The organism is Sphingorhabdus sp. EL138 (assembly GCF_945882965.1).
Taxonomy (GTDB): domain Bacteria; phylum Pseudomonadota; class Alphaproteobacteria; order Sphingomonadales; family Sphingomonadaceae; genus Sphingorhabdus_B.
Genome location: NZ_CAMCWY010000023.1, coordinates 18,644 through 38,181, shown reverse-complemented (window position 1 = coordinate 38,181; position 19,538 = coordinate 18,644). Strand labels below are relative to the sequence as shown.

Sequence of the window (19,538 nt, the reverse complement as noted above, 5' to 3'; positions counted from 1 at the left end):
AATATGATAATCGTGATTTTTGGCACCCGCCATGGTCAATTCCCTGTAGTCTTATCGATTAACTATTGCCTTAGCCACCGTTCGCCGTCTGGTCCACCGTGTTTGGCTTCTCAACGGGGTAGAAGGTGTAGCTAAGTGTGATTTCTTCAATATCCTTGGTTTCCGGGTCGGTCATAATCTTCGGATCGACATAATAGAGTACCGGCATGCGGACCTGTTCACCGGGTTTCAGCGTCTGCTCAGTAAAGCAGAAGCACTGGATCTTGTTAAAATACTGACCAGCAAGCGCTGGCGTCACGTTGAACGTGGCGGTGCCAGTGACTGGTTCGTTCGAAAGATTCTTTGCAATATAGATCGACATGTCCTTCGCACCGATGCTCACGGTATCTGTCGGACGCTCAGGTTTGAATTCCCAAGGTAAGTCGCCGCGATGGTTAGCATCAAAGCGCACGACGATGGTCTTGTTGGAAACTGCAACAGTAGCCGCCTGCGCAGCGTCCACGCGCATTGTGGTGCCGCCAAAGCCAGTCACCTGGCAGAATAGGCGATATAATGGCACTGCTGCAAAGCCGACGCCCACCATCGACACCGCAAGGGCCGCCGCCAAAAATCCGGTTTTTGCGTTAGAAATCGCCATCAGCCCCAGACTCCCACTTTCACCACAGTGATTAAGAAGAACAAGATGCACAATCCGACCAAAGCAACGCCCATAACGCGCGATCGTCCCGCTTGGCGTTTGCGGATAATCGCGGTTTCTTCGGCGGTATAGGCAGAAGGTTCATTCGGGGTCATAATATGAGCATCCGGTCAAAGGCGAAAATTGCAAAGAGAAGAAACAGGTAAAGGATCGAGAAAGCAAAAAGTTGCTTCTCCGGCTTCATCGCGGCTGCGTCAGTGGCCTCGTTTTTCCAAACCCGGTAGGCCAATGCCAAAAACAGTAGGTTAAGAACAATGGCTGCTGCGCCATAGACCCAACCTGTTTCGGCCAAAGCGAAAGGCAGTATCGCCGTCGCCGCCATGGGAAAGCTATAGCCGAAAATCTGGTTCCGCGTGACCCGCTGACCCTTCACATTGGGGAGCATGGGAATTCCGGCAGCGCCGTAATCCGTTTTCATAAACAATGCGAGCGCCCAAAAATGCGGTGGTGTCCACAAGAAGATGATCGCGAACAGGAGGACTGGCATAAGCGTAACATCGCCCGTTACCGCCGCCCATCCGATGACGGGCGGAAATGCCCCAGCCGCGCCGCCAATGACGATGTTTTGCGGCGTATTAGGCTTTAACCAGATGGTGTAAACGATCGCGTAGAAGAAGATCGAAAAGGCAAGCAACCCAGCGCATAGCCAATTGACGGCAACGCCCATAATGCCGACCGAAAAAGCGGCAAGGCCAATGCCAAAGTTCAGCGCGGCCACTCGGTCCATACGGCCAGCAGGCAGCGGTCGGCCCGCCGTCCGTGCCATTTTGGCGTCAATGTCCGCTTCGAAATATTGGTTGAGCGCACCACAGGCACCCGCACCCAAAGCAAGGCAGAGGATCGCGGTAAAACCAATCACCGGATGAATGTTACCCGGTGCCGCCAATAATCCGCAAAGCGCCGTGAACACGACAAGCGACATGACCCGAGGCTTGGTCAAAGCCCAGAAATCGCGCCACTCGGCTGGCAAAATGATGTCACGCGTTGCGGTTGTCATGCCTGTTCCCAAACGTTCGAGACGTTCAAAGCGGCGAACCGCCGCCGATTATTTAATAATCGGCAGCGTTTCGAACTGGTGATATGGTGGCGGGCTTGTCAGCGTCCACTCAAGCGTGGTCGCACCTTCACCCCAATAATTTCCTTCTGCACGGCGGCCAGCGACCAACGACCAAATAACATTGACGAAGAAGATGAGCACGCCAACGCCCATAATGACATAGCCCAACGACGCAACGCCGTTCCAATAGGCAAAGGCCTCTGGATAATCAGGGTAACGACGCGGCATGCCGGAGTTTCCAAGGAAGTGCATCGGGAAGAACAAGACGTTCACACCGATAAAGAATACCCAAAAGTGCAAATGGCCAAGGAATTCGTTCAATTGACGACCCGACATTTTGCCGAACCAATAATAGAAGCCAGCAAAGAGCGAGAATACCGCACCCAGCGACAACACATAATGGAAGTGCGCAACGACATAATATGTGTCGTGCAAGTTATCGTCGAGACCGCCATTGGCCAGCACAACACCCGTCACACCACCAACGGTGAACATGAAGATGAAGCCCATTGCCCATACCATCGGCGTCTTAAAGCTGACCGAACCGCCCCACATGGTGGCAATCCAGCTAAAAATCTTAATGCCGGTTGGCACCGCGATGACCATTGTTGCTGCCGTAAAGTACATCTTCATATCGACGCTCATGCCCGTGGTGAACATGTGGTGCGCCCAGACGACAAAGCCAACGACACCAATGGCGACCATAGCATACGCCATGCCGAGATAGCCGAACACTGGCTTGCGGCTGAAGGTTGCGACGATTTGGCTGATGATGCCGAAACCTGGCAAGATCATGATATACACTTCGGGATGGCCGAAGAACCAGAAGAGATGCTGATACAATACAGGGTCACCGCCGGCCGACGCATCAAAGAATGCGCCACCAAAGTTCCGGTCAACCAAAAGCATAGTGATCGCCGCCGCCAGTACTGGCAATGCGAGCAATAGCAAAAATGCGGTTACCAACACCGACCAGACGAACAATGGCATTTTGTGCAAGGTCATGCCCGGCGCACGCATATTGAAAATGGTGGTGATGAAGTTGATGGCACCCAAGATCGATGCTGCACCCGCCAAGTGAAGCGAGAAAATGGCCATGTCGACGGCGGGGCCAACCGAACCTGAAGTCGACAGCGGCGCATAGACCGTCCAGCCAGTGCCTGCGCCAAGTCCAGTACCACCCGGTACAAAGCTTGACCCAAGCAACATGATGAAGGCCACAACGGTCAACCAGAAGCTGATGTTGTTCATGCGCGGGAACGCCATGTCCGGCGCGCCAATCATCAAAGGCACAAACCAGTTACCAAAGCCGCCAATGATGGCGGGCATGACCATGAAGAACACCATGATTAAGCCGTGGGCCGTGATCAGTACGTTCCACATATGATAGGCTTCGTCGAGCGAGGCTTCTTTGCCGGCCATCATCGATGCCCAGCCTTGCAGATATTGAATGCCAGGAGCAGCAAGCTCCAAACGCATCAAGCCCGAAATCGCACCGCCCACAATCCCTGCGAAAATTGCAAAGATCAGATACAACGTCCCGATGTCTTTATGGTTCGTCGACATGAACCAGCGGGCGAAGAAGCCCGGCTTGTGGTCCGCGTCATGATGGTCATGCGTGTGAAGGTCGGTGCCTGTGGCAGCAATGGTTGTCATCCGTCTGGCCCTTTTACTTAATTTGGCGCTGCAGCAGGTGCAGCAATTGTGTCTATGGGGGTCGCGGTTGCAGCGGCTGGTGCAACAGCAGCAGGTGCCGGCATTTCTTCGCCAGGCATCGTGCCGCCCTGCGCTTTCACCCATGCCGCAAATTGTGCAGGCGGCAGTGCCTCCACAACAATTGGCATAAACGCGTGGCGTGCCCCGCAGAGTTCAGAGCATTGCCCGAAATAAACGCCGGGCTTCGTGATCGTGACAGATTTTTCATTCAGACGACCGGGAACCGCATCAAGCTTAAACCAAAGTGACGGCACCGCAAATGCGTGTATCACGTCCGCTGCCGTCGTTTGGATGCGCAAAGGTACGCCCGCAGGCACAACCATGCGATTGTCAGCAGCCAACAGTTTTGGCCCGTCATTTTCGGTGCGGAAACGCTCACCTTTGGCGGCATCGCCTTCTTCTTTCAGCATGTTTGAAACAACTTCGAACCCGCCATGGTCGGGATAGGTGTAGCCCCAATACCACTGATAACCAGTCGCCTTAATGGTAACGGCGTCTGCTGGTGCTGGCTTAAACTGCTTGGCCAACAAATCTAGCGATGGATAAGCAATGCCCAAGAGGATGAGCACAGGGATCAAGGTCCATACCACTTCGATAAAGGTATTGTGCGTCGTCTTTGATGGTACTGGATTGGCGCGGCGGTTGAAACGCACGATCACCCAAAGCAGGAGGCCAAGGACAAACAGAGAGATGATTGTGATGATCGGCAGCAGGATCGCATTGTTGATCCATTTTGCATATTGGCCGTTTTCGGTGAATTGTTCTTGAAAATCCACTTCCTTCGGCTTTGGCATACCAACGCTATCTTCATAATTGGGGCGCATCGGGGTGTAGCCCGGTAATGAACCATCCATTGCCTTCGGCGCAGCGGCAGCAGCCGGGGCGGCGGGTGCGGCGGTCGTTGCCGTAGCAGGCGTCGCAACCACAGGCGCGGCCACTTCCTTCGTCAATGGCGCTGGCGCAGGATTCGCTGGCTGCGCTATTACCAATGACGGCATGGTCATGGCAGCAAAGACAACCAGTAATTTCTTCCACGTATTCATCTACTTGGCCCCGTATTTTTGGTGCGGCGCAGGAACTTTGCGCATGTCTTGCTCAGCCGAGGATGGCCAGACTTGCGCGACCTATAGTCGCGCAAGTCTGAACCCTCAAGCGGTCGATTTAGTATTTTTAGCATTTAATTGCACCACTGTTCTACCCATTTGCGTTGCAATCCGTTAAACTGAACATGCAAAAGACGACATTGGCTAACAAGGAAAACTCTCCCCATCATGACCGAAGATGAAATACTGTCTGAATTCCGTAGCGTAGACGCGCTCCTAGAGGGGCACTTCCTGCTGTCTTCCGGCCGTCACAGCGCGTATTATTTGCAATGCGCTCGGCTGTTAATGAACCCCGAGCGCGCGGGACGGATTGCGCTTGCGATCAGTCAAAAAATGCCACGCGAACTGCGGACTGAGGTGCAAGCGGTCATTTCGCCCGCCATGGGCGGGATCATCATCGGCCATGAAATGGGTCGCGCGCTAGGCGTTGATGCCATGTTTGTGGAACGCCCCGAAGGTGTTTTTGCGTTGCGCAGGGGATTTACCCTCGCGCCGGGCACTAAGGTCCTGATGGTTGAAGATGTCGTGACCACTGGCCTATCTTCACGTGAAGCGATTGCTGCAATCGAAGCTGCTGGCGGGGTTGTTATTGCCGCAGCTTCTGTGGTTGACCGTTCAGCGGGGACCGCTGAGCTTGGCGTTCCCTTTTACCCGCTGATCCAGTTGAACTTTCCCACCTACGCGTCCGACGAACTGCCGCCGGAGCTTGCCGCGACAGAAGCGGTCAAGCCCGGTAGCCGCACATTATGACGCAAGCGCCCATGCCGCCCCGCTTGCGTTTGGGCGTGAACATTGACCATGTCGCAACCATCCGCAATGCGCGCGGCGGTGATCATCCCGACCCGGTTCGTGCGGCGCAGATTGTGGCTGCCGTAGGTGGCGACGGCATCACGGCGCATCTGCGGGAGGACCGGCGTCATATTCGCGATGCCGATATCGAACGTATCATGGCCGCGACGAATTTGCCGCTGAACCTTGAAATGGCCGCAACCGACGAAATGCTGGAGATCGCCTTGCGGCATAAGCCGCATGCCGCGTGCATCGTTCCCGAGCGGCGTGAGGAGCGGACGACCGAGGGCGGATTAGACGCGGCGGGACAGCATAATCATCTTGCGCCCATCGTCACGCGGCTCGGGGACGCCAATATCCGCGTCAGCCTGTTCATTGAGCCTGATGCGCGCCAGATTGAAGCAGCTATCCGCCTGAAAGCAGATATCGTTGAGTTTCACACGGGCAAATATGCCCATGCGCAAGGCGAGGAGCGCGAGATAGAGCTGCGCCGGATTGCCGATGCTGCGGCGCTCGCGGCAAAGAATGGGATAGAGCCCCATGCGGGCCATGGGCTCACTTTTGACAATGTTCAGCCCATTGCCGCCATTGCGCAATTTGCCGAACTCAACATCGGGCACTATCTGATCGGTGAGGCCATCTTCATTGGCTTGGAAGAAAGCGTGCGCAGAATGCGTGAGCTTATGGACCTTGCCCGGTGATCATCGGGCTTGGCTCTGACCTGTGTAACATCGAACGCATCGCCAAATCGATTTCGCGATTTGGCGCGCGATTTGAAAATCGTGTTTTCACTGACGTGGAACGTGCCAAGGCAGCCACGCGCCCATTTACCAAAGCGGGAACCTATGCAAAGCGCTTTGCCGCCAAGGAAGCCTTTTCAAAGGCCGTGGGAACCGGTTTCAAACATGGCGTATTTATGAAGGACATTGGCGTCGTCAATGCGCCCACAGGTGCGCCAACCCTGTCCCTGACGGGCGGCGCAAAAGCGCGGCTAGACGCAATGATTCCTTCGGGTTATGAGGCACATATTCATTTGACGCTGACGGATGACCACCCGTGGGCACAGGCATTTGTCATTATAGAAGCGTTGAGATCGCAAAAGGCATGACCAGTTTGACCACCGACAACAATGCCGAGGCAACACCGCCCACGCCAGTCCCTGAAAAAAAGGGCTGGGCGGCAGCGGCTTGGGCCGAATTTAAAGGCATGTTTTGGCTTCTGCTCGCCGTGCTTGCGTTCCACAGCTTCATTGCAAAACCCTTTTACATTCCGTCTATTTCGATGATGCCGACCTTGCTGGTGGGTGACCGCCTGTTCGTCAGCAAATATCCTTATGGATGGAGCCATGTGTCGCCGACGATACCGAATCCTGTGGCGATATTCCGCTGGCTGGTGTTGCGCGAAGAGGTGGACACCTTGGCCGTGCCTTTGCCGGAAAGCAACACGCGCGTCTGGGGCAAATTGCCCGAACGTGGCGACATTGTAATAGTGACGCCAAAGGGCAAATATCAGGATTGGATCAAGCGCGTCGTCGCCTTGCCCGGTGACACCATCGAACTGCGCGCAGGGCAGATTTTCCTCAATGGCAAACCCGTGAAGCAGGAAACCCAGCCAAGCCTCATCTTACCGGTCGATGCCAACAACCCGTGCAATGATTATGACTTTCCGGGCGCACTGACGCGCGGCGATGATGGTGCGCTCAGTTGCCATTTACCAATTATTCGCGAAACCCTGCCCAACGGCGTGCAATATGATACGATTGACGCGCGTCGGCGCGATACCGATGACATGGGGCCTGTGAAGGTTCCTGCTGGTCATGTTTTCCTGATGGGTGATAACCGCGATAACAGCTCCGACAGCCGCGTGGCGGCAGAGTTTGGCGGCCTTGGTGGTCCTGTATCATGGGATCGCATCGGCGGCCGCGCGGAAATTATCACATTCTCAGTTGATGGCAGCACTGGCCTTAATCCTGCAAGCTGGGTCAGCTCCCTACGCGGTGATCGCGCTGGCGACAGCTTGCGTCCTAAAAAGGTCGGCCAAGGTGAGTGACGCCGCTCCTCTTGCGCAAAGCAAGCCGCGCCGGACGCGCAAAAAGCCTGCCGTGCAGGCAAACGACAGCTTTCGTGAAGAGGTAGGCCCAACCGAGCTTTACGACCCCATCATTCGTTCGGAGATAAAGCGCGCTGCGGTATGGATTGGCATGGCCAGCCTCGTTGTTGCCTTCATCTGGCTTGCGCAGCCCATTCTTCTCATCATTGGCGGCATCGTTCTTGCCGCGATGTTCGACGGCGGCGCGCGGCTTCTTGGCCGAGTGCTGCCCATCCCGCGCGGCTTCCGCCTGACCATTGTCGTGCTGGCGGTGTTTGGTTTTGTTTATTGGACGTTTGTCTTCACAGGTTCTGAACTCGCCGCGCAAGCCGCAAGCCTTCAGGCCATTGTCGAAAGCCAAATTGAAATAATAGGCAATCGCATTGAAGCGGCAGGGTTCAACATTTCTGCTGAGGATGTAAAAAGCCTTGGTTCGCAGATTTTAAGCTCCGTTGGCCGCGTTACTGAAGCAGTATCGTCCGTTTTGGGCGCGGTCACAAACCTTGCGATGATGCTGGTTCTCGGCATCTTTATCGCAATCGAGCCCCGCTTATATGAACGCGGTGTCGCGTGGATGTTGCCTTTGGCAGAGCGCGCGCATTTTTATGTCGCCGCCGAAAAAATGGGCAGCGTCCTGCGCCGCCTGATGGCGGGTCGCCTGCTTGGCATGGTGGTTGAAGGCGTTGGCACATGGGCGTTACTTAGCGTGGGCGGCGTGCCAATGGCGGCGCTGCTGGGTGTGCTCACTGGCCTGCTGGCATTCTTGCCGAACATCGGCGCCATTGTATCGGGCGCGCTTATTATCCTCGTTGGATTTTCTGCCGGGGTTGATGTCGGGCTCTACGCCGTTTTCGTGTATTTCGTTGTGCAGACGGTAGACGGGTATTTGATCGTCCCGATGGTCGCAAAACGTGCGGTCGATTTGGCACCTGCTTTAGTGCTCGGCGCGCAGATTCTTTTCGGCGCTTTATTCGGCATTTTGGGACTTGCATTGGCCGACCCGATCATCGCGATGATCAAGGTCGCGTTGGAGCGACAATCCGTACGCAATGAAGCGCGTGGCATCCGCGAAGGGCCGTGACCCAAACCCTATGTTGCTGACCGTCTGCTTTATATTAGGCGTCGCCAATTTTTGTATGCACAAAGCGGTGGCGGAATCTGGGCATCCTTTTGTTGAAGAGACTAAGCTTTATTTCGGCCGGCATTTCGGTCCTTATGGAAGCTATGCCATTGAACTGGCCTTACTCATCGGCGCCATGTGGTTGGCCAATGCAGACTCCTTGGCGGTATCGCTCCTCTACGCCGCCTACACCGCCGTAAACGGCGTTGCGACATGGATATTGTTGTCGAACAAGGCATGATGGGCCTTTGTGCTTTGCGCTAATATAATTATACGGCCCCTGTGCCACCATTAGCTCCCACCAACGATGCCAAGCCCGATTTCGCCGTCATGCGGCGATTCTTGCCCTATTTATGGCCGAAGAATGAAGCTGGTTTGCGCGCCCGCATTGTCTTTGCCTTGCTGCTGGTGGTTGTCTCAAAACTCATTCAGCTCAGCATGGCGTGGCTCTATGGCCAGGCCATCGACCGCATGGTGCCGGGCATGGAAGCCAGCGTCGCCATCGCCATCGCCTTGGTCGCGGCTTATGCTGGTGCGCGTTTTGGCGGGGTATTATTCGACAATTTGCGCAACATCGTCTTTGAACGTGTCGGGCAAGATGCGACGCGGCGTCTGGCCGAAAATGTCTTCAGCCATTTGCATAACCTGTCGATGCGTTTCCACATGAACCGGCGGACAGGCGCGGTTACCAAGGTGATTGAACGCGGGACCAAGAGCATCGACATCATGCTCTATTTCCTCTTGTTCAACATCGCGCCGACCTTGCTTGAGCTGTTTTTAGTCTCCGTTTATTTCAAGATTTCATTTGGCTGGGGCATGGTCATTGCCACGCTGATCATGGTCGTCAGCTACATTGTTTACACCACCCTAATCACCAACTGGCGCAACAAATTGCGCGAGGAAATGAACGAGCTCGACACGCAGACCGTTGCCAAGTCCGTCGACAGCCTCCTAAACTATGAAACGGTCAAATATTTCAACGCAGAAAAGCGCGAGACCCGCCGCTATGCGGAGGTGGTGCATCATTACGCCAATGCCGCCGTCAAATCTGAAAACTCGCTCGCCGCGCTGAACATTGGCCAATCGCTGATCACCAACCTGATGATGGCTGGGGCCATGGGCTATGTCGTTTGGGGCTGGTCACGCGGGCAATTTACCACAGGCGACGTGGTGACGGTGAATACCTTGCTGGCACAGCTTTTCCGGCCATTGGACATGTTGGGCATGGTGTATCGCACCATACGCCAAGGCTTGACCGATATGGCCGCGATGTTTGCGCTTATCGATACGCCCGCCGAAATCACCGACAAACCGAATGCGCCCGCGCTAGCAATCCATGGCGGAGCGGTGGTGTTTGACGATGTGTATTTCGCGTATGACGCGGAGCGGCAAATATTAAACGGCGTCAGCTTCGACATAAAACCCGGCCATACGCTCGCCGTGGTTGGCCCATCGGGCGCGGGCAAGTCGACCATCGCGCGTTTGCTCTATCGTTTTTACGATATTACCGGCGGGCGCATAATGATCGATGGGCAGGATGTACGTGACGTTACGCAGTCCAGCCTGCGCAGTTCCATCGGCATCGTTCCGCAGGATACCGTTTTGTTCAACGACACCATCGGCTATAATATAGGCTATGGTCGCGAAGGTTCCAATCAAGCGGAAATCGAAGAGGCCGCGCGCGGCGCATCGATTCAAGGCTTCATCGAATCACTGCCCGACCAATATGCCGCCAAGGTTGGCGAGCGTGGGTTAAAGCTATCCGGTGGTGAAAAGCAGCGCGTGGCAATTGCCCGCACATTGTTGAAAAATCCGCCGGTTTTGATCCTTGATGAAGCCACCAGCGCCTTGGACAGCCGCACCGAGTCGGAAATTCAAGCAACGCTGGAACGTATTTCGGAACGCCGCACCACAATCATCATCGCGCATCGGCTGTCGACCGTCGTGAACGCAGATCAGATCATTGTGCTAGAGGCGGGGCGCGTGGCGGAGAAGGGAACGCATATGCAATTGCTGCGCAAAAATGGTCTATATGCCGACATGTGGGCACGCCAACAAACCGAAGCTGAAGAAGAGGCTGTTCCTGCCGCGTAAAATCACGCGCTATCTGCAACAAACGCATGTGGGCTCTGTCATTGGCAGTTCGGTCACGCTAGGGCTTTCGCATGGCCTCCGTCGCTCCCTCCCCTACGCCAGCCGATGTTTTGCATCGCTTGTTCGGCTTCGCTGGCTTTCGCGGGCAGCAGGAACAGGTGGTTACGCGCGTTTTGGCTGGTCAGCGGACGCTTGCGATCATGCCAACGGGCGCGGGCAAGTCGCTTTGCTATCAACTGCCTGCTGTGATCATGGATGGCACTTGCATCGTCATATCGCCGCTGATCGCGCTCATGCATGACCAAATGCGCGCGGCCGATGCCGTGGGTATTCGCGCCGCGACATTGACGTCCGCCGACGACAATCGCGCCGAAACCATATCACGGTTCCGCGCGGGCGAGCTTGACCTATTATATGTCGCGCCGGAGCGCGCATCGGGGCAGGAATTTCGCAGCCTGCTACGCGAAACAAAAATATCCCTCTTTGCGATTGATGAGGCGCATTGCGTGTCCGAATGGGGCCATGATTTCCGGCCCGATTATCGTTTGTTACGGCCATTGCTGGATGACTTTGCCCATGTGCCGCGCCTTGCGCTGACCGCCACCGCCGACACACACACACGCGACGATATTGCCGAACAATTGGGCATAGCCAAAGATGGCGTCATGGTGGCGGGTTTTGACCGCCCCAACATCCGCTACATCGCTGAGGCCGCGCCAAATAGCGGGATCGCGTCCTTGGTAAAGGGGTTGCAGGGTGCAGGCATCGTCTACGCCCAAACCCGCGACCGCACCGAAAAAATCGCCGCCCAGATCGCCGCGACGGGCCGCAGGGCGCTTTTTTATCATGCAGGTATGGAGCCACAAACGCGCGCCCGTGCGCAAGCCGAATTTGTGTCCTCCGAAGACATGGTCATGGTCGCAACGGTCGCGTTCGGCATGGGTATCGACAAGCCTGATGTCCGCTTTGTCGTGCATGCTGGCCTGCCGAAATCCATCGAATCCTATTATCAGGAAAGCGGCCGGGCCGGGCGCGATGGTGACCCGGCGGTCGCGCATATGCTGTGGTCCGCAGGCGACTTTACCCGCGCGCGTGGGCGCTTGACCGAGTTACCACCGGAGCGGCGTGAGGCGGAATTGGCGCGCGTGGCCGTATTGTCGCAATTGGTGGAAACCCCCGGTTGCCGCCGCGCGGTGCTGCTGCGCCACTTTGGCGAAAGCCCAGTCGAAACATGCGGCAATTGCGACAATTGCTTGCATGCGCCCGACGTGCACGACGCGACCGAGCTGTCCCGCAAATTGCTGTCCGCCGCCTATCGGACGGGTCAGCGATACGGCATGGGTCATTTGGAGAAGGTCCTGGTGGGGAATAAAGACGACCGAATTACGCAATTTGGGCATGACCAGCTTTCTGTGTTTGGTATTGTGAACCGGACCGAGGCCGCGATGCTGAAGCCCTTGTCGCGTGCCTTGCAAGCGCGCGGCGCGTTGGTCGCGAACGAACATGGCGGCCTGAAACTTGGCGGCGAGGCACGGGCGATCATGCGCGGCGATCAAAAGATTGAGATTGCTGTGGTAAAGCCCGGCAACACGCGCCGCGCAGGCCGCCCCGACAACCCCATTGGTAACCCGTTATTTGAGGCATTGCGCGCCAAACGCCGGGCACTTGCCGAAAATGTCGGCGTGCCGCCTTATGTCATTTTCCACGATGCAACCTTGCGCGAAATGGCGCTGACCCGGCCTGCCGATATCCGCGCCTTGGGCCGGATCAGCGGCGTCGGAGCCCGAAAGCTGGAGGCCTATGGCGCAGAATTTCTGTCGGTAATCGCACAATTTTAGGACCGAAATACATCGCTACATTGCCCCTCCTTGTCATCGATTGCGGATTAAAATATGAGGGATAGAATATCGTCGGCCATGGCGATTTTATTACAGGACTTTTCAGATGTTTCGCCAACTCACAGACCATATCTTGGTAGCGCCGCAAATTGACGTCGGCAACGTCATGGACGCCGCGCAAGCGGGCGTAACACGGATCATCAACAACCGCCCAGAAGGTGAATCCGCAGATCAAACCTCCGGTGCAGACATTGAGACCGCCGCGCGAGCCGCAGGGTTGGATTATGTGGCGATTCCGGTGACGCATGCAGGCTTTGCCGAATGGCAAGTCAGCGCCATGGCCGATGCATTGGACAATGCCGACGGTAAAGTGCTGGCTTATTGCCGATCCGGCACGCGCTCGACTTTGTTATGGGCATTGGCGCAGGCGTCCAAAGGCGAACATCCCGCCGTGTTGGCCGAAAAGGCCGCGGATGCCGGTTATGATTTAACGCCTGTGACCGCAATGATGGATATGCTGCGCGGGCGGGCTTCGTGACAGCAGAATTGCTTAAGCTGGCGGGGTCAATCGCCGCGATCTTGTTCATCGCTTGGCTTGCGCGGATCTGGAAACTCGGCGGCGACGTCCGCATACGCAACGAAGAACACGCGCGCGCAATTGCCCATGAGACTGTATGCGGGTTCGAACCCGTCGAAATTGGCATCGACAAGGCTGGTATCGCCGCGTTGATGCGTGACGCCGATGGTCGGCATCTTTTGGTGCGGCGGCATGGCGTACAATGGGCCGGACGGTTACTTGACCACCATAATGAGGCGCGCCTTGACCAAAAATTCCTCATCGTTGGCACGGGCGAGAAAAGCTTTGGCTCGGTGACACTTAATTTAGGCGCGGAAGCATCGCATTGGGCGGCTGGCCTGCGCCATTTGAAAATAGGACGTACATATGCCTGAATTGTTCAGCCCAATTGATTATGCCGTTCCGGCGTTCATCATCCTGATCGTTGCAGAAATGCTATGGGCGCGGGCGCGGGCGCCGGAGAAATATGAACCGCGCGATACGCTGACATCGCTTGCCTTGGGCACGGGCAGCACTGTGGCCGGTGCATTGACAGGCGCGTTGGTATTCAGCCTTGCCATGTGGATATACGAAAATCGCTTTTTCGATATCGGCTGGGTCTGGTGGGCGTGGCCCTTATGTTTTGTGCTTGATGATCTTGCCTATTATTGGGCGCATCGTTCGGGGCACCGCGTCCGCTGGTTCTGGGCAAGCCATGTAAACCATCACAGTAGCCAGCATTACAATCTATCGACGGCTTTGCGCCAAACATGGACTGGCTTTATCGCGCTTGGCTTTATCTTCCGCATACCTCTGGCATTTTTGGGTTTTCATCCCGCGATGCTGTTGTTCGTCGGCGCGTTCAATCTCATTTATCAGTTCTGGATCCACACCGAGGCAATTTACAAATTCCCGCGCTGGGTCGAATATGTCATGAACACGCCAAGCCATCACCGCGTCCACCATGCGACCAACCCGCGTTATCTGGACCAGAATTACGGCGGGACCTTCATCATCTGGGACCGCATGTTCGGGACCTTTACTGAGGAAGTCGAAGGCGAAAAAATCCGCTATGGGATCGTCAAGCAATTGGGCACATTCAACCTGTTGTGGAGCGTGTTTCATGAATGGATCGGCATCGCCCAAGACTTATGGTCCGCGCCATGGCGGCATAAATTTTCGTATCTGTGGCGTCCGCCGGGCTGGAGCCATGATGGCAGCCGGGACACATCGGACAGCATTCGTGCGCAATGGCTGAAGGGCCAGCAAGCCACAGCCGACCCGACGGCGCACAGTTAGCCTATTTACACCCTTGCCAGTAATTAATCGTCCGCTTAAACCCACGCATGAAGAGGGAGCAGGCAATATGGACGAATTCGACATCATTGTTATCGGCGGTGGTTCAGCAGGCAGCGCAGCCGCCGGACGGCTGTCCGAAGGTGGCAAATATAAGGTCTGCTTGATTGAGGCAGGCGGCACCAACAATAATATGTTGATCAAGACGCCCGGCTTCATGCCGTTCATCCGCAATGGGTCTAATTATAAATATGAAACCGTCCCGCAAAAGGGCCTGAATGGCCGCACGGGTTACCAACCGCGCGGCAAGGGCCTTGGCGGATCCAGCGCAATCAACGCGATGGTCTACATTCGTGGCCACAAATATGACTATGACAATTGGGCCGCCTTGGGCTGCGATGGTTGGTCCTATGACGATGTGTTGCCCTATTTTAAACGCTGTGAAGATAATGAGCGCGGCGCAGACGCTTTTCACGGATCGGGCGGGCCGCTCTCGGTGTCCGATCAACGCTGGCCGCAAGCGGGCAGCCTTGCCTTTGTTGAAGCCGCTGCCGAATTGCAATTGCCCGTAAATGCGGACTTCAACGGCCCGACGCAGGACGGCTTTGGCCTGTATCAGGTCACGCAAAAGGGCGGCGAACGCTGGACCGCTGCGCGCGCTTATGTTGAGCCTGCGCGTGACCGGATGGAGGTGCTGACTGGCGCACTGACCGAAAAGATCATCGTCGAAAATGGCCGCGCGACGGGCGTCGTCATCCGTCAGGGCCGCAAACGCCGGACGATCAAAGCGCGCGGGGCCGTTATTTTATCGGCAGGCGCATTTGGCTCACCACATATCCTGATGATGTCGGGCATGGGTCCGGCCGAACATTTGCGCAGTGTTGGCGTGGACGTTGTCCATGACAAGGCCGCGATTGGGTCTGACCTGCAAGACCATATCGATTATGTTTCCAGCTTCAAAACCGAATCCAAGGATGATTTCTTCGGCGATTCGCTGACCGGCACGCTTAAGATGGTCAAGGGCATTATCGAACATCGCTTCAAGCGCACTGGCGTCATGACCACCTGCTTTGCCGAGGCGGGTGGCTTCTGGCGTTCGGACCCAAGCTTGCCAGCACCCGACATCCAATATCATTTCGTGCCCGCCATGTTGGAAGACCATGGCCGTTCCTCAGTGAAGGGCCACGGCTTTAGCTGCCATGCCTGCGTTCTGCGTCCTGAAAGCCGGGGAACTGTGCGTTTGTCGTCATCGGACGCCAAAGTCGCCCCGGTCATTGACCCGGCCTTCTTAAGCGATGACCGCGACATGGCGACACTGCGTGCCGGGGTGCGCGCGATGCATCGTATATTCGAAGCGCCTGCGCTTGCCGCCTATAATGGCCAGAACCGGCATCCGGTTGATATCAATGACGACGCGGCATTGGACGACCTGATCCGCAGCCGCGCCGACACGGTCTACCACCCCGTTGGCACCTGCCGTATGGGGCCGAATGACAATGATGTTGTTGACCCGCGCCTGAAATATCGGGGCATAGAAGGGCTATATGTGGCCGATGCCAGCATCATGCCGCGTGTTGTTTCCGGGAACACCAATGCGCCGAGCATCATGATTGGGGAAAGATGTGCCGAATTCGTTCGGGCTGACTTGCAATAATCTTGCGTAAATGCGGCGCTGCGGTTAACCGCGTGCCCATTATGGCGATAAACAGAACAGAATATATCAGCACCCGCGGCAACGCAGACGTGCTTGATTTTGCAGGCGTCACTCTGACGGGGTTGGCAAGCGACGGGGGGCTATATGTGCCCCGGCACTGGCCGCAGTTTTCAACGGACGAAATCGCCACGATGCGCGGGCTGTCTTATGTGGATCTCGCCGCGCGTGTCATGGCGCCCTTTACCGCAGGCGTATTGGACGAGGCGGAGTTAAAGGGCCTGTGCGCCACGGCTTATGGCTCCTTTGCCCACACAGCGGTTACGCCGCTGGTGCAGTTGGATGGCCAGCATTGGTTGCTTGAGCTTTTCCACGGCCCGACCTTGGCGTTCAAGGATGTGGCGCTGCAATTGCTTGGCCAGTTTTTTGCACGGTTTCTGTCGGGTACGGATACAAAGCTGACGATTGTCGGCGCAACCTCTGGTGACACGGGTTCAGCCGCGATTGATGCCGTTGCCGGACGCGCGCAGATTGAGATTTTCATGCTGCATCCACATAACTGCGTGTCCGATGTGCAGCGGCGGCAGATGACAACCATCCTAGCGCCAAACGTCCATAACATCGCCATTGGCGGCAGCTTTGATGACGCCCAAGCCATGGTGAAGCGGATGTTCAACGACAAGGATGTCAACGGTCCGCTGACTTTATCTGCAGTTAACTCGATCAATTGGGCACGCCTGATGGCGCAAGTGGTCTATTATTTCTACGCCGCGCTTCGGCTTGGCGGGCCGGAGCGCAAGGTCGCATTTTCGGTACCGACAGGAAATTTCGGCGACGTGTTCGCAGGCTACGTCGCCGCGCAAATGGGTCTTCCCATTGAGCGCCTGATTGTGGCCACCAACATCAACGATATTTTGCACCGCGCTTTGTCAAAAGGAGACTATTCGGTGCTTGGCGTGACCCCGACGGCATCACCGTCGATGGATATTCAGGTGTCGAGCAATTTTGAACGCTTATTGTTCGATCTGGAGGGCCGTGATGGTGTCACCACGGGCGCGCGGATGAAATGGTTTGAGCAAATGGGCAAGATGGTGCTGTCGCCCGACATGCGCAAAAAGGCGGGTTTGCTCACCAGCGCACGGACCGATGCCGAACAAATGTCGGCGGCCATGCGTTGGGCTTATGGTGCGACGGACCAGATTATCGATCCGCACACCGCGATCGCTTTGCACGCCGCGCGCCATGCGGGCATTCGCCCCGATGTGCCGGTTGTAACATTGGCGACCGCGCATCCCGCCAAATTCCCCGACGCCGTTGAAAATGCCACGGGTATACGCCCCGCTTTGCCCGCGCGAGTGTCGCAATTATTTGACCGCGAAGAACGCTTTGATGTTTTGCCCGGCGAATATGATGCTGTGCGGGATTATGTGTTGGCGCGCGCTACGCGTTGAATATGGAGCCGGATTTCGTCACCCTGATCAGCGAACCGCGCAGCGATTATACGCTGATCGATTCGGGTTATGGGCGCAAATATGAATCCTATGGCGACCGCCGCTTCATCCGGCCCGAGCCGCAAGCGATGTGGGCCCCGGCATTAGACGACTGGCCCGCTGACGCCGAATTTATTCCCGGGTCAGACGATGATGGCGGCGGTCGTTGGTATAACAACAAACCCGTGCCCATGGATGGATGGTCCCTGTCGTGGAATGACGAGGTGCATTTTACCGCGTCCTGCACACCGTTTCGCCATTTGGGATTTTTCCCGGATATGGACCCGGTGTGGCGTTGGATGCGCGGGCAATTGGCAGGCGTTACCGACCCGGTTGCCCTGAACCTGTTCGGCTATACCGGTGTTGGCACGCTCGCTTTGTCTGCGGCAGGCGCGCAGATGGTGCATGTTGATGCGTCCAAGAAATCGGTCGGGCAAGCGCGGGCCAATGCCGAAATGTCGGGCATGGCCGACCGCCCTATCCGCTGGATCGTCGATGACGCGGCCAAATTTGTTGCCCGCGAAGTGCGCCGCGAAAAACGTTATGATGGCATATTGTTAGACCCGCCCAAATATGGCCGTGGCCCCGAAGGCGAAGTATGGCGGCTTGAGGAAGACTTGCCTGAGCTAATCGCCAATTGCCGCAAGCTGTTGGATGCGGAATCGAAGTTTTTGTTTTTGACCGTCTACGCCGTGCGCATGTCCGCGCTGGCATTGGGTGGGTTATTGGAATCGCATTTTGCGGACCTTGGCGGCAAGGTTGAATTTGGCGAACTGGCGGTGCGCGAACACGGCAGGGGCATGCTTTTGCCCACCGCCATCTTCGCCCGTTGGTCGCGTTAAGGAGTAATATGAGCGACACTTTAATTCTTGAAGTGCACGATCTTGTCGTCAATGTCCTAACGGGTATTTACAGCCAGGAAACGCATCTGCCGCAACCGCTGCGGATATCAATCAGCATCACGCTAGATATGGCCCCGCATTACGCACCCGATTCGCCGCTGTCGGCGTCCAAAAATTATATGACGTTGAAAGAAGCGGCGACAAAATTGCCTGAGGGCGTGCACTTCACGCTGATTGAGGCAGTGGCCGATCATATCATGGACACTCTGTTCGCTGATGACCCGCGTGTCAGCAACATCGTCGTCAAAATCGTCAAGCTGGCGATTGCCGAAGATAATGAGGCGATTGGCATCACCATGTCGCGGGGCCGCAAGTGACAGACAGGCCGCTTGCAATTGTAACAGGTGGCAAGCGCAGGCTGGGCGCAGCGATTGCGGCGAAACTTGCAGGCGCAGGCTATGCGCTGGCTCTAGTGAGCCATATGGATACCCCGCCGGAGGCTGCTCTGGCAGCGGCGCTGGAGGCGAACGCGCGCGAATGGCACGCATTCACCTTTGACCTGAGCACGGGCGATCCTGCCAAGCTTGTCGACATGATCGCCGCCCATTTTGGTCGCACACCTGACTTGCTGGTGAACAATGCGGCCATGTTTGGACAAGACGACTGGCACAGCATGACGCTGGAAACGCTGGAGGCGCATTTCCGGTTAAATCTGTTTGCGCCATTATTGCTAGCGCAGGCGCTCGTCCACATCGCTGGCCCAGAGGCGCGCGCCGCGATCGTCAATATCCTTGATCAACGCGTGGTCAATCCGCACCTTGACCAGATAAGCTACACCCTGTCTAAGCAGGCGCTTGCCGCATCGGTGCGTTCCATGGCGGCATCCTTTGCTGGTCGTGCCCGTTACAATGGCGTCGCGCCTGGCTTGGTCATTGCAACCGACGATTATACCGCCGAGCAAGAAACGCGGCTGGCCGATAGGATGCCCTTGGGCGCATTGCCATCGCCCTCGGCTGTCGCGGACGCAGTCGTTTATCTTGCCCAAGCGCAGGACGTTACCGGCCAAGTCATTTTCGTCGACGGCGGTGCGCATCTCAAAAGTTTTGATCGCGACTTCATGCATCTTTAGCGCGCGCCTGCGACCGATTATTGCGCCGATGCACAAATTACTTGCGTTTTGACCCTCGTTTCGCCATAGGAC

General features: G+C 56.3%; 21 protein-coding genes. 16 read left to right on the top strand and 5 right to left on the bottom strand.

Annotated features, from left to right (window positions below; all coding sequences use genetic code 11):
* Positions 1-70: 70 nt before the first annotated feature.
* Genes Q0N43_RS10145 through coxB form a run of 5 tightly spaced genes read right to left on the bottom strand, consistent with a single transcriptional unit; the run spans position 71 to position 4,513 of the window.
* A complete protein-coding gene (locus Q0N43_RS10145; RefSeq protein WP_295446001.1) occupies positions 71-637 on the bottom strand; it encodes a cytochrome c oxidase assembly protein in 567 nt (188 codons plus the stop codon).
* Positions 637-792: a hypothetical protein gene (locus Q0N43_RS10140; RefSeq protein ID WP_295445999.1), complete on the bottom strand. Its 156-nt coding sequence runs from the start codon at positions 790-792 to the stop codon at positions 637-639. Before Q0N43_RS10140 ends, Q0N43_RS10145 begins: the two co-directional genes overlap by 1 nt.
* Positions 789-1,694 carry a heme o synthase gene (locus Q0N43_RS10135; protein WP_295445997.1) on the bottom strand — a complete coding sequence of 302 codons (906 nt, stop codon included), beginning with the start codon at positions 1,692-1,694 and terminating at the stop codon, positions 789-791. The genes Q0N43_RS10140 and Q0N43_RS10135 overlap by 4 nt, the downstream gene beginning before the upstream one ends.
* Before the next feature lie 48 nt (positions 1,695-1,742).
* Positions 1,743-3,410, bottom strand: coding sequence for a cytochrome c oxidase subunit I (gene ctaD / locus Q0N43_RS10130; protein ID WP_295445995.1), 1,668 nt, complete (start codon positions 3,408-3,410; stop codon positions 1,743-1,745).
* Between the two features lie 17 nt (positions 3,411-3,427).
* Complete coding sequence (gene coxB / locus Q0N43_RS10125; RefSeq protein ID WP_295445993.1) at positions 3,428-4,513, bottom strand: cytochrome c oxidase subunit II; 1,086 nt, start codon at positions 4,511-4,513, stop codon at positions 3,428-3,430.
* Between the two features lie 228 nt (positions 4,514-4,741).
* On the opposite strand from coxB, the gene pyrE reads away from it, so the two are divergent.
* From pyrE to Q0N43_RS10045, 16 genes are all read left to right on the top strand, one after another.
* A complete protein-coding gene (pyrE, locus tag Q0N43_RS10120; protein WP_295445992.1) occupies positions 4,742-5,323 on the top strand; it encodes an orotate phosphoribosyltransferase in 582 nt (193 codons plus the stop codon).
* Complete coding sequence (locus Q0N43_RS10115) at positions 5,320-6,063, top strand: pyridoxine 5'-phosphate synthase (protein ID WP_295445990.1); 744 nt, start codon at positions 5,320-5,322, stop codon at positions 6,061-6,063. Before pyrE ends, Q0N43_RS10115 begins: the two co-directional genes overlap by 4 nt.
* Complete coding sequence (gene acpS / locus Q0N43_RS10110; protein WP_295445988.1) at positions 6,060-6,470, top strand: holo-ACP synthase; 411 nt, start codon at positions 6,060-6,062, stop codon at positions 6,468-6,470. The genes Q0N43_RS10115 and acpS overlap by 4 nt, the downstream gene beginning before the upstream one ends.
* Complete coding sequence (lepB, locus tag Q0N43_RS10105; RefSeq protein ID WP_295445986.1) at positions 6,467-7,411, top strand: signal peptidase I; 945 nt, start codon at positions 6,467-6,469, stop codon at positions 7,409-7,411. The genes acpS and lepB overlap by 4 nt, the downstream gene beginning before the upstream one ends.
* Positions 7,412-7,463: 52 nt before the next feature.
* On the top strand, positions 7,464-8,531 hold the full coding sequence (locus Q0N43_RS10100) for an AI-2E family transporter (RefSeq protein ID WP_295446009.1): 1,068 nt from the start codon (positions 7,464-7,466) through the stop codon (positions 8,529-8,531).
* Entirely contained in the window at positions 8,509-8,811 is a 303-nt protein-coding gene (locus tag Q0N43_RS10095) for a hypothetical protein (RefSeq protein ID WP_295445985.1), read from the top strand. The genes Q0N43_RS10100 and Q0N43_RS10095 overlap by 23 nt, the downstream gene beginning before the upstream one ends.
* 89 nt (positions 8,812-8,900) lie before the next feature.
* Positions 8,901-10,664 carry an ABC transporter ATP-binding protein/permease gene (locus Q0N43_RS10090; RefSeq protein ID WP_295446007.1) on the top strand — a complete coding sequence of 588 codons (1,764 nt, stop codon included), beginning with the start codon at positions 8,901-8,903 and terminating at the stop codon, positions 10,662-10,664.
* 71 nt (positions 10,665-10,735) lie between these two features.
* Positions 10,736-12,502 carry a DNA helicase RecQ gene (gene recQ, locus Q0N43_RS10085; protein ID WP_295445983.1) on the top strand — a complete coding sequence of 589 codons (1,767 nt, stop codon included), beginning with the start codon at positions 10,736-10,738 and terminating at the stop codon, positions 12,500-12,502.
* A gap of 106 nt (positions 12,503-12,608) precedes the next feature.
* The gene (locus Q0N43_RS10080; RefSeq protein ID WP_295445981.1) at positions 12,609-13,040 is read left to right on the top strand and encodes a TIGR01244 family sulfur transferase; all 432 of its coding nucleotides are present in this window, start codon (positions 12,609-12,611) and stop codon (positions 13,038-13,040) included.
* The gene (locus Q0N43_RS10075; protein WP_295445979.1) at positions 13,037-13,453 is read left to right on the top strand and encodes a hypothetical protein; all 417 of its coding nucleotides are present in this window, start codon (positions 13,037-13,039) and stop codon (positions 13,451-13,453) included. The genes Q0N43_RS10080 and Q0N43_RS10075 overlap by 4 nt, the downstream gene beginning before the upstream one ends.
* Positions 13,446-14,357, top strand: a complete 912-nt coding sequence (locus Q0N43_RS10070; protein ID WP_295445976.1) for a sterol desaturase family protein — start codon at positions 13,446-13,448, stop codon at positions 14,355-14,357. The genes Q0N43_RS10075 and Q0N43_RS10070 overlap by 8 nt, the downstream gene beginning before the upstream one ends.
* A gap of 67 nt (positions 14,358-14,424) precedes the next feature.
* A complete protein-coding gene (locus Q0N43_RS10065; RefSeq protein WP_295445975.1) occupies positions 14,425-16,008 on the top strand; it encodes a GMC family oxidoreductase N-terminal domain-containing protein in 1,584 nt (527 codons plus the stop codon).
* Positions 16,009-16,049: 41 nt separating this feature from the next.
* Entirely contained in the window at positions 16,050-17,456 is a 1,407-nt protein-coding gene (thrC, locus tag Q0N43_RS10060) for a threonine synthase (protein ID WP_295445973.1), read from the top strand.
* A gap of 2 nt (positions 17,457-17,458) precedes the next feature.
* Positions 17,459-18,337 (top strand): class I SAM-dependent methyltransferase, encoded by an 879-nt coding sequence (locus Q0N43_RS10055; protein ID WP_295445971.1) that lies wholly within the window; start codon positions 17,459-17,461, stop codon positions 18,335-18,337.
* A gap of 8 nt (positions 18,338-18,345) precedes the next feature.
* Positions 18,346-18,714, top strand: coding sequence for a dihydroneopterin aldolase (locus Q0N43_RS10050; protein WP_295445969.1), 369 nt, complete (start codon positions 18,346-18,348; stop codon positions 18,712-18,714).
* Positions 18,711-19,466, top strand: a complete 756-nt coding sequence (locus Q0N43_RS10045; protein WP_295445967.1) for an SDR family oxidoreductase — start codon at positions 18,711-18,713, stop codon at positions 19,464-19,466. The genes Q0N43_RS10050 and Q0N43_RS10045 overlap by 4 nt, the downstream gene beginning before the upstream one ends.
* Positions 19,467-19,538: the final 72 nt, after the last annotated feature.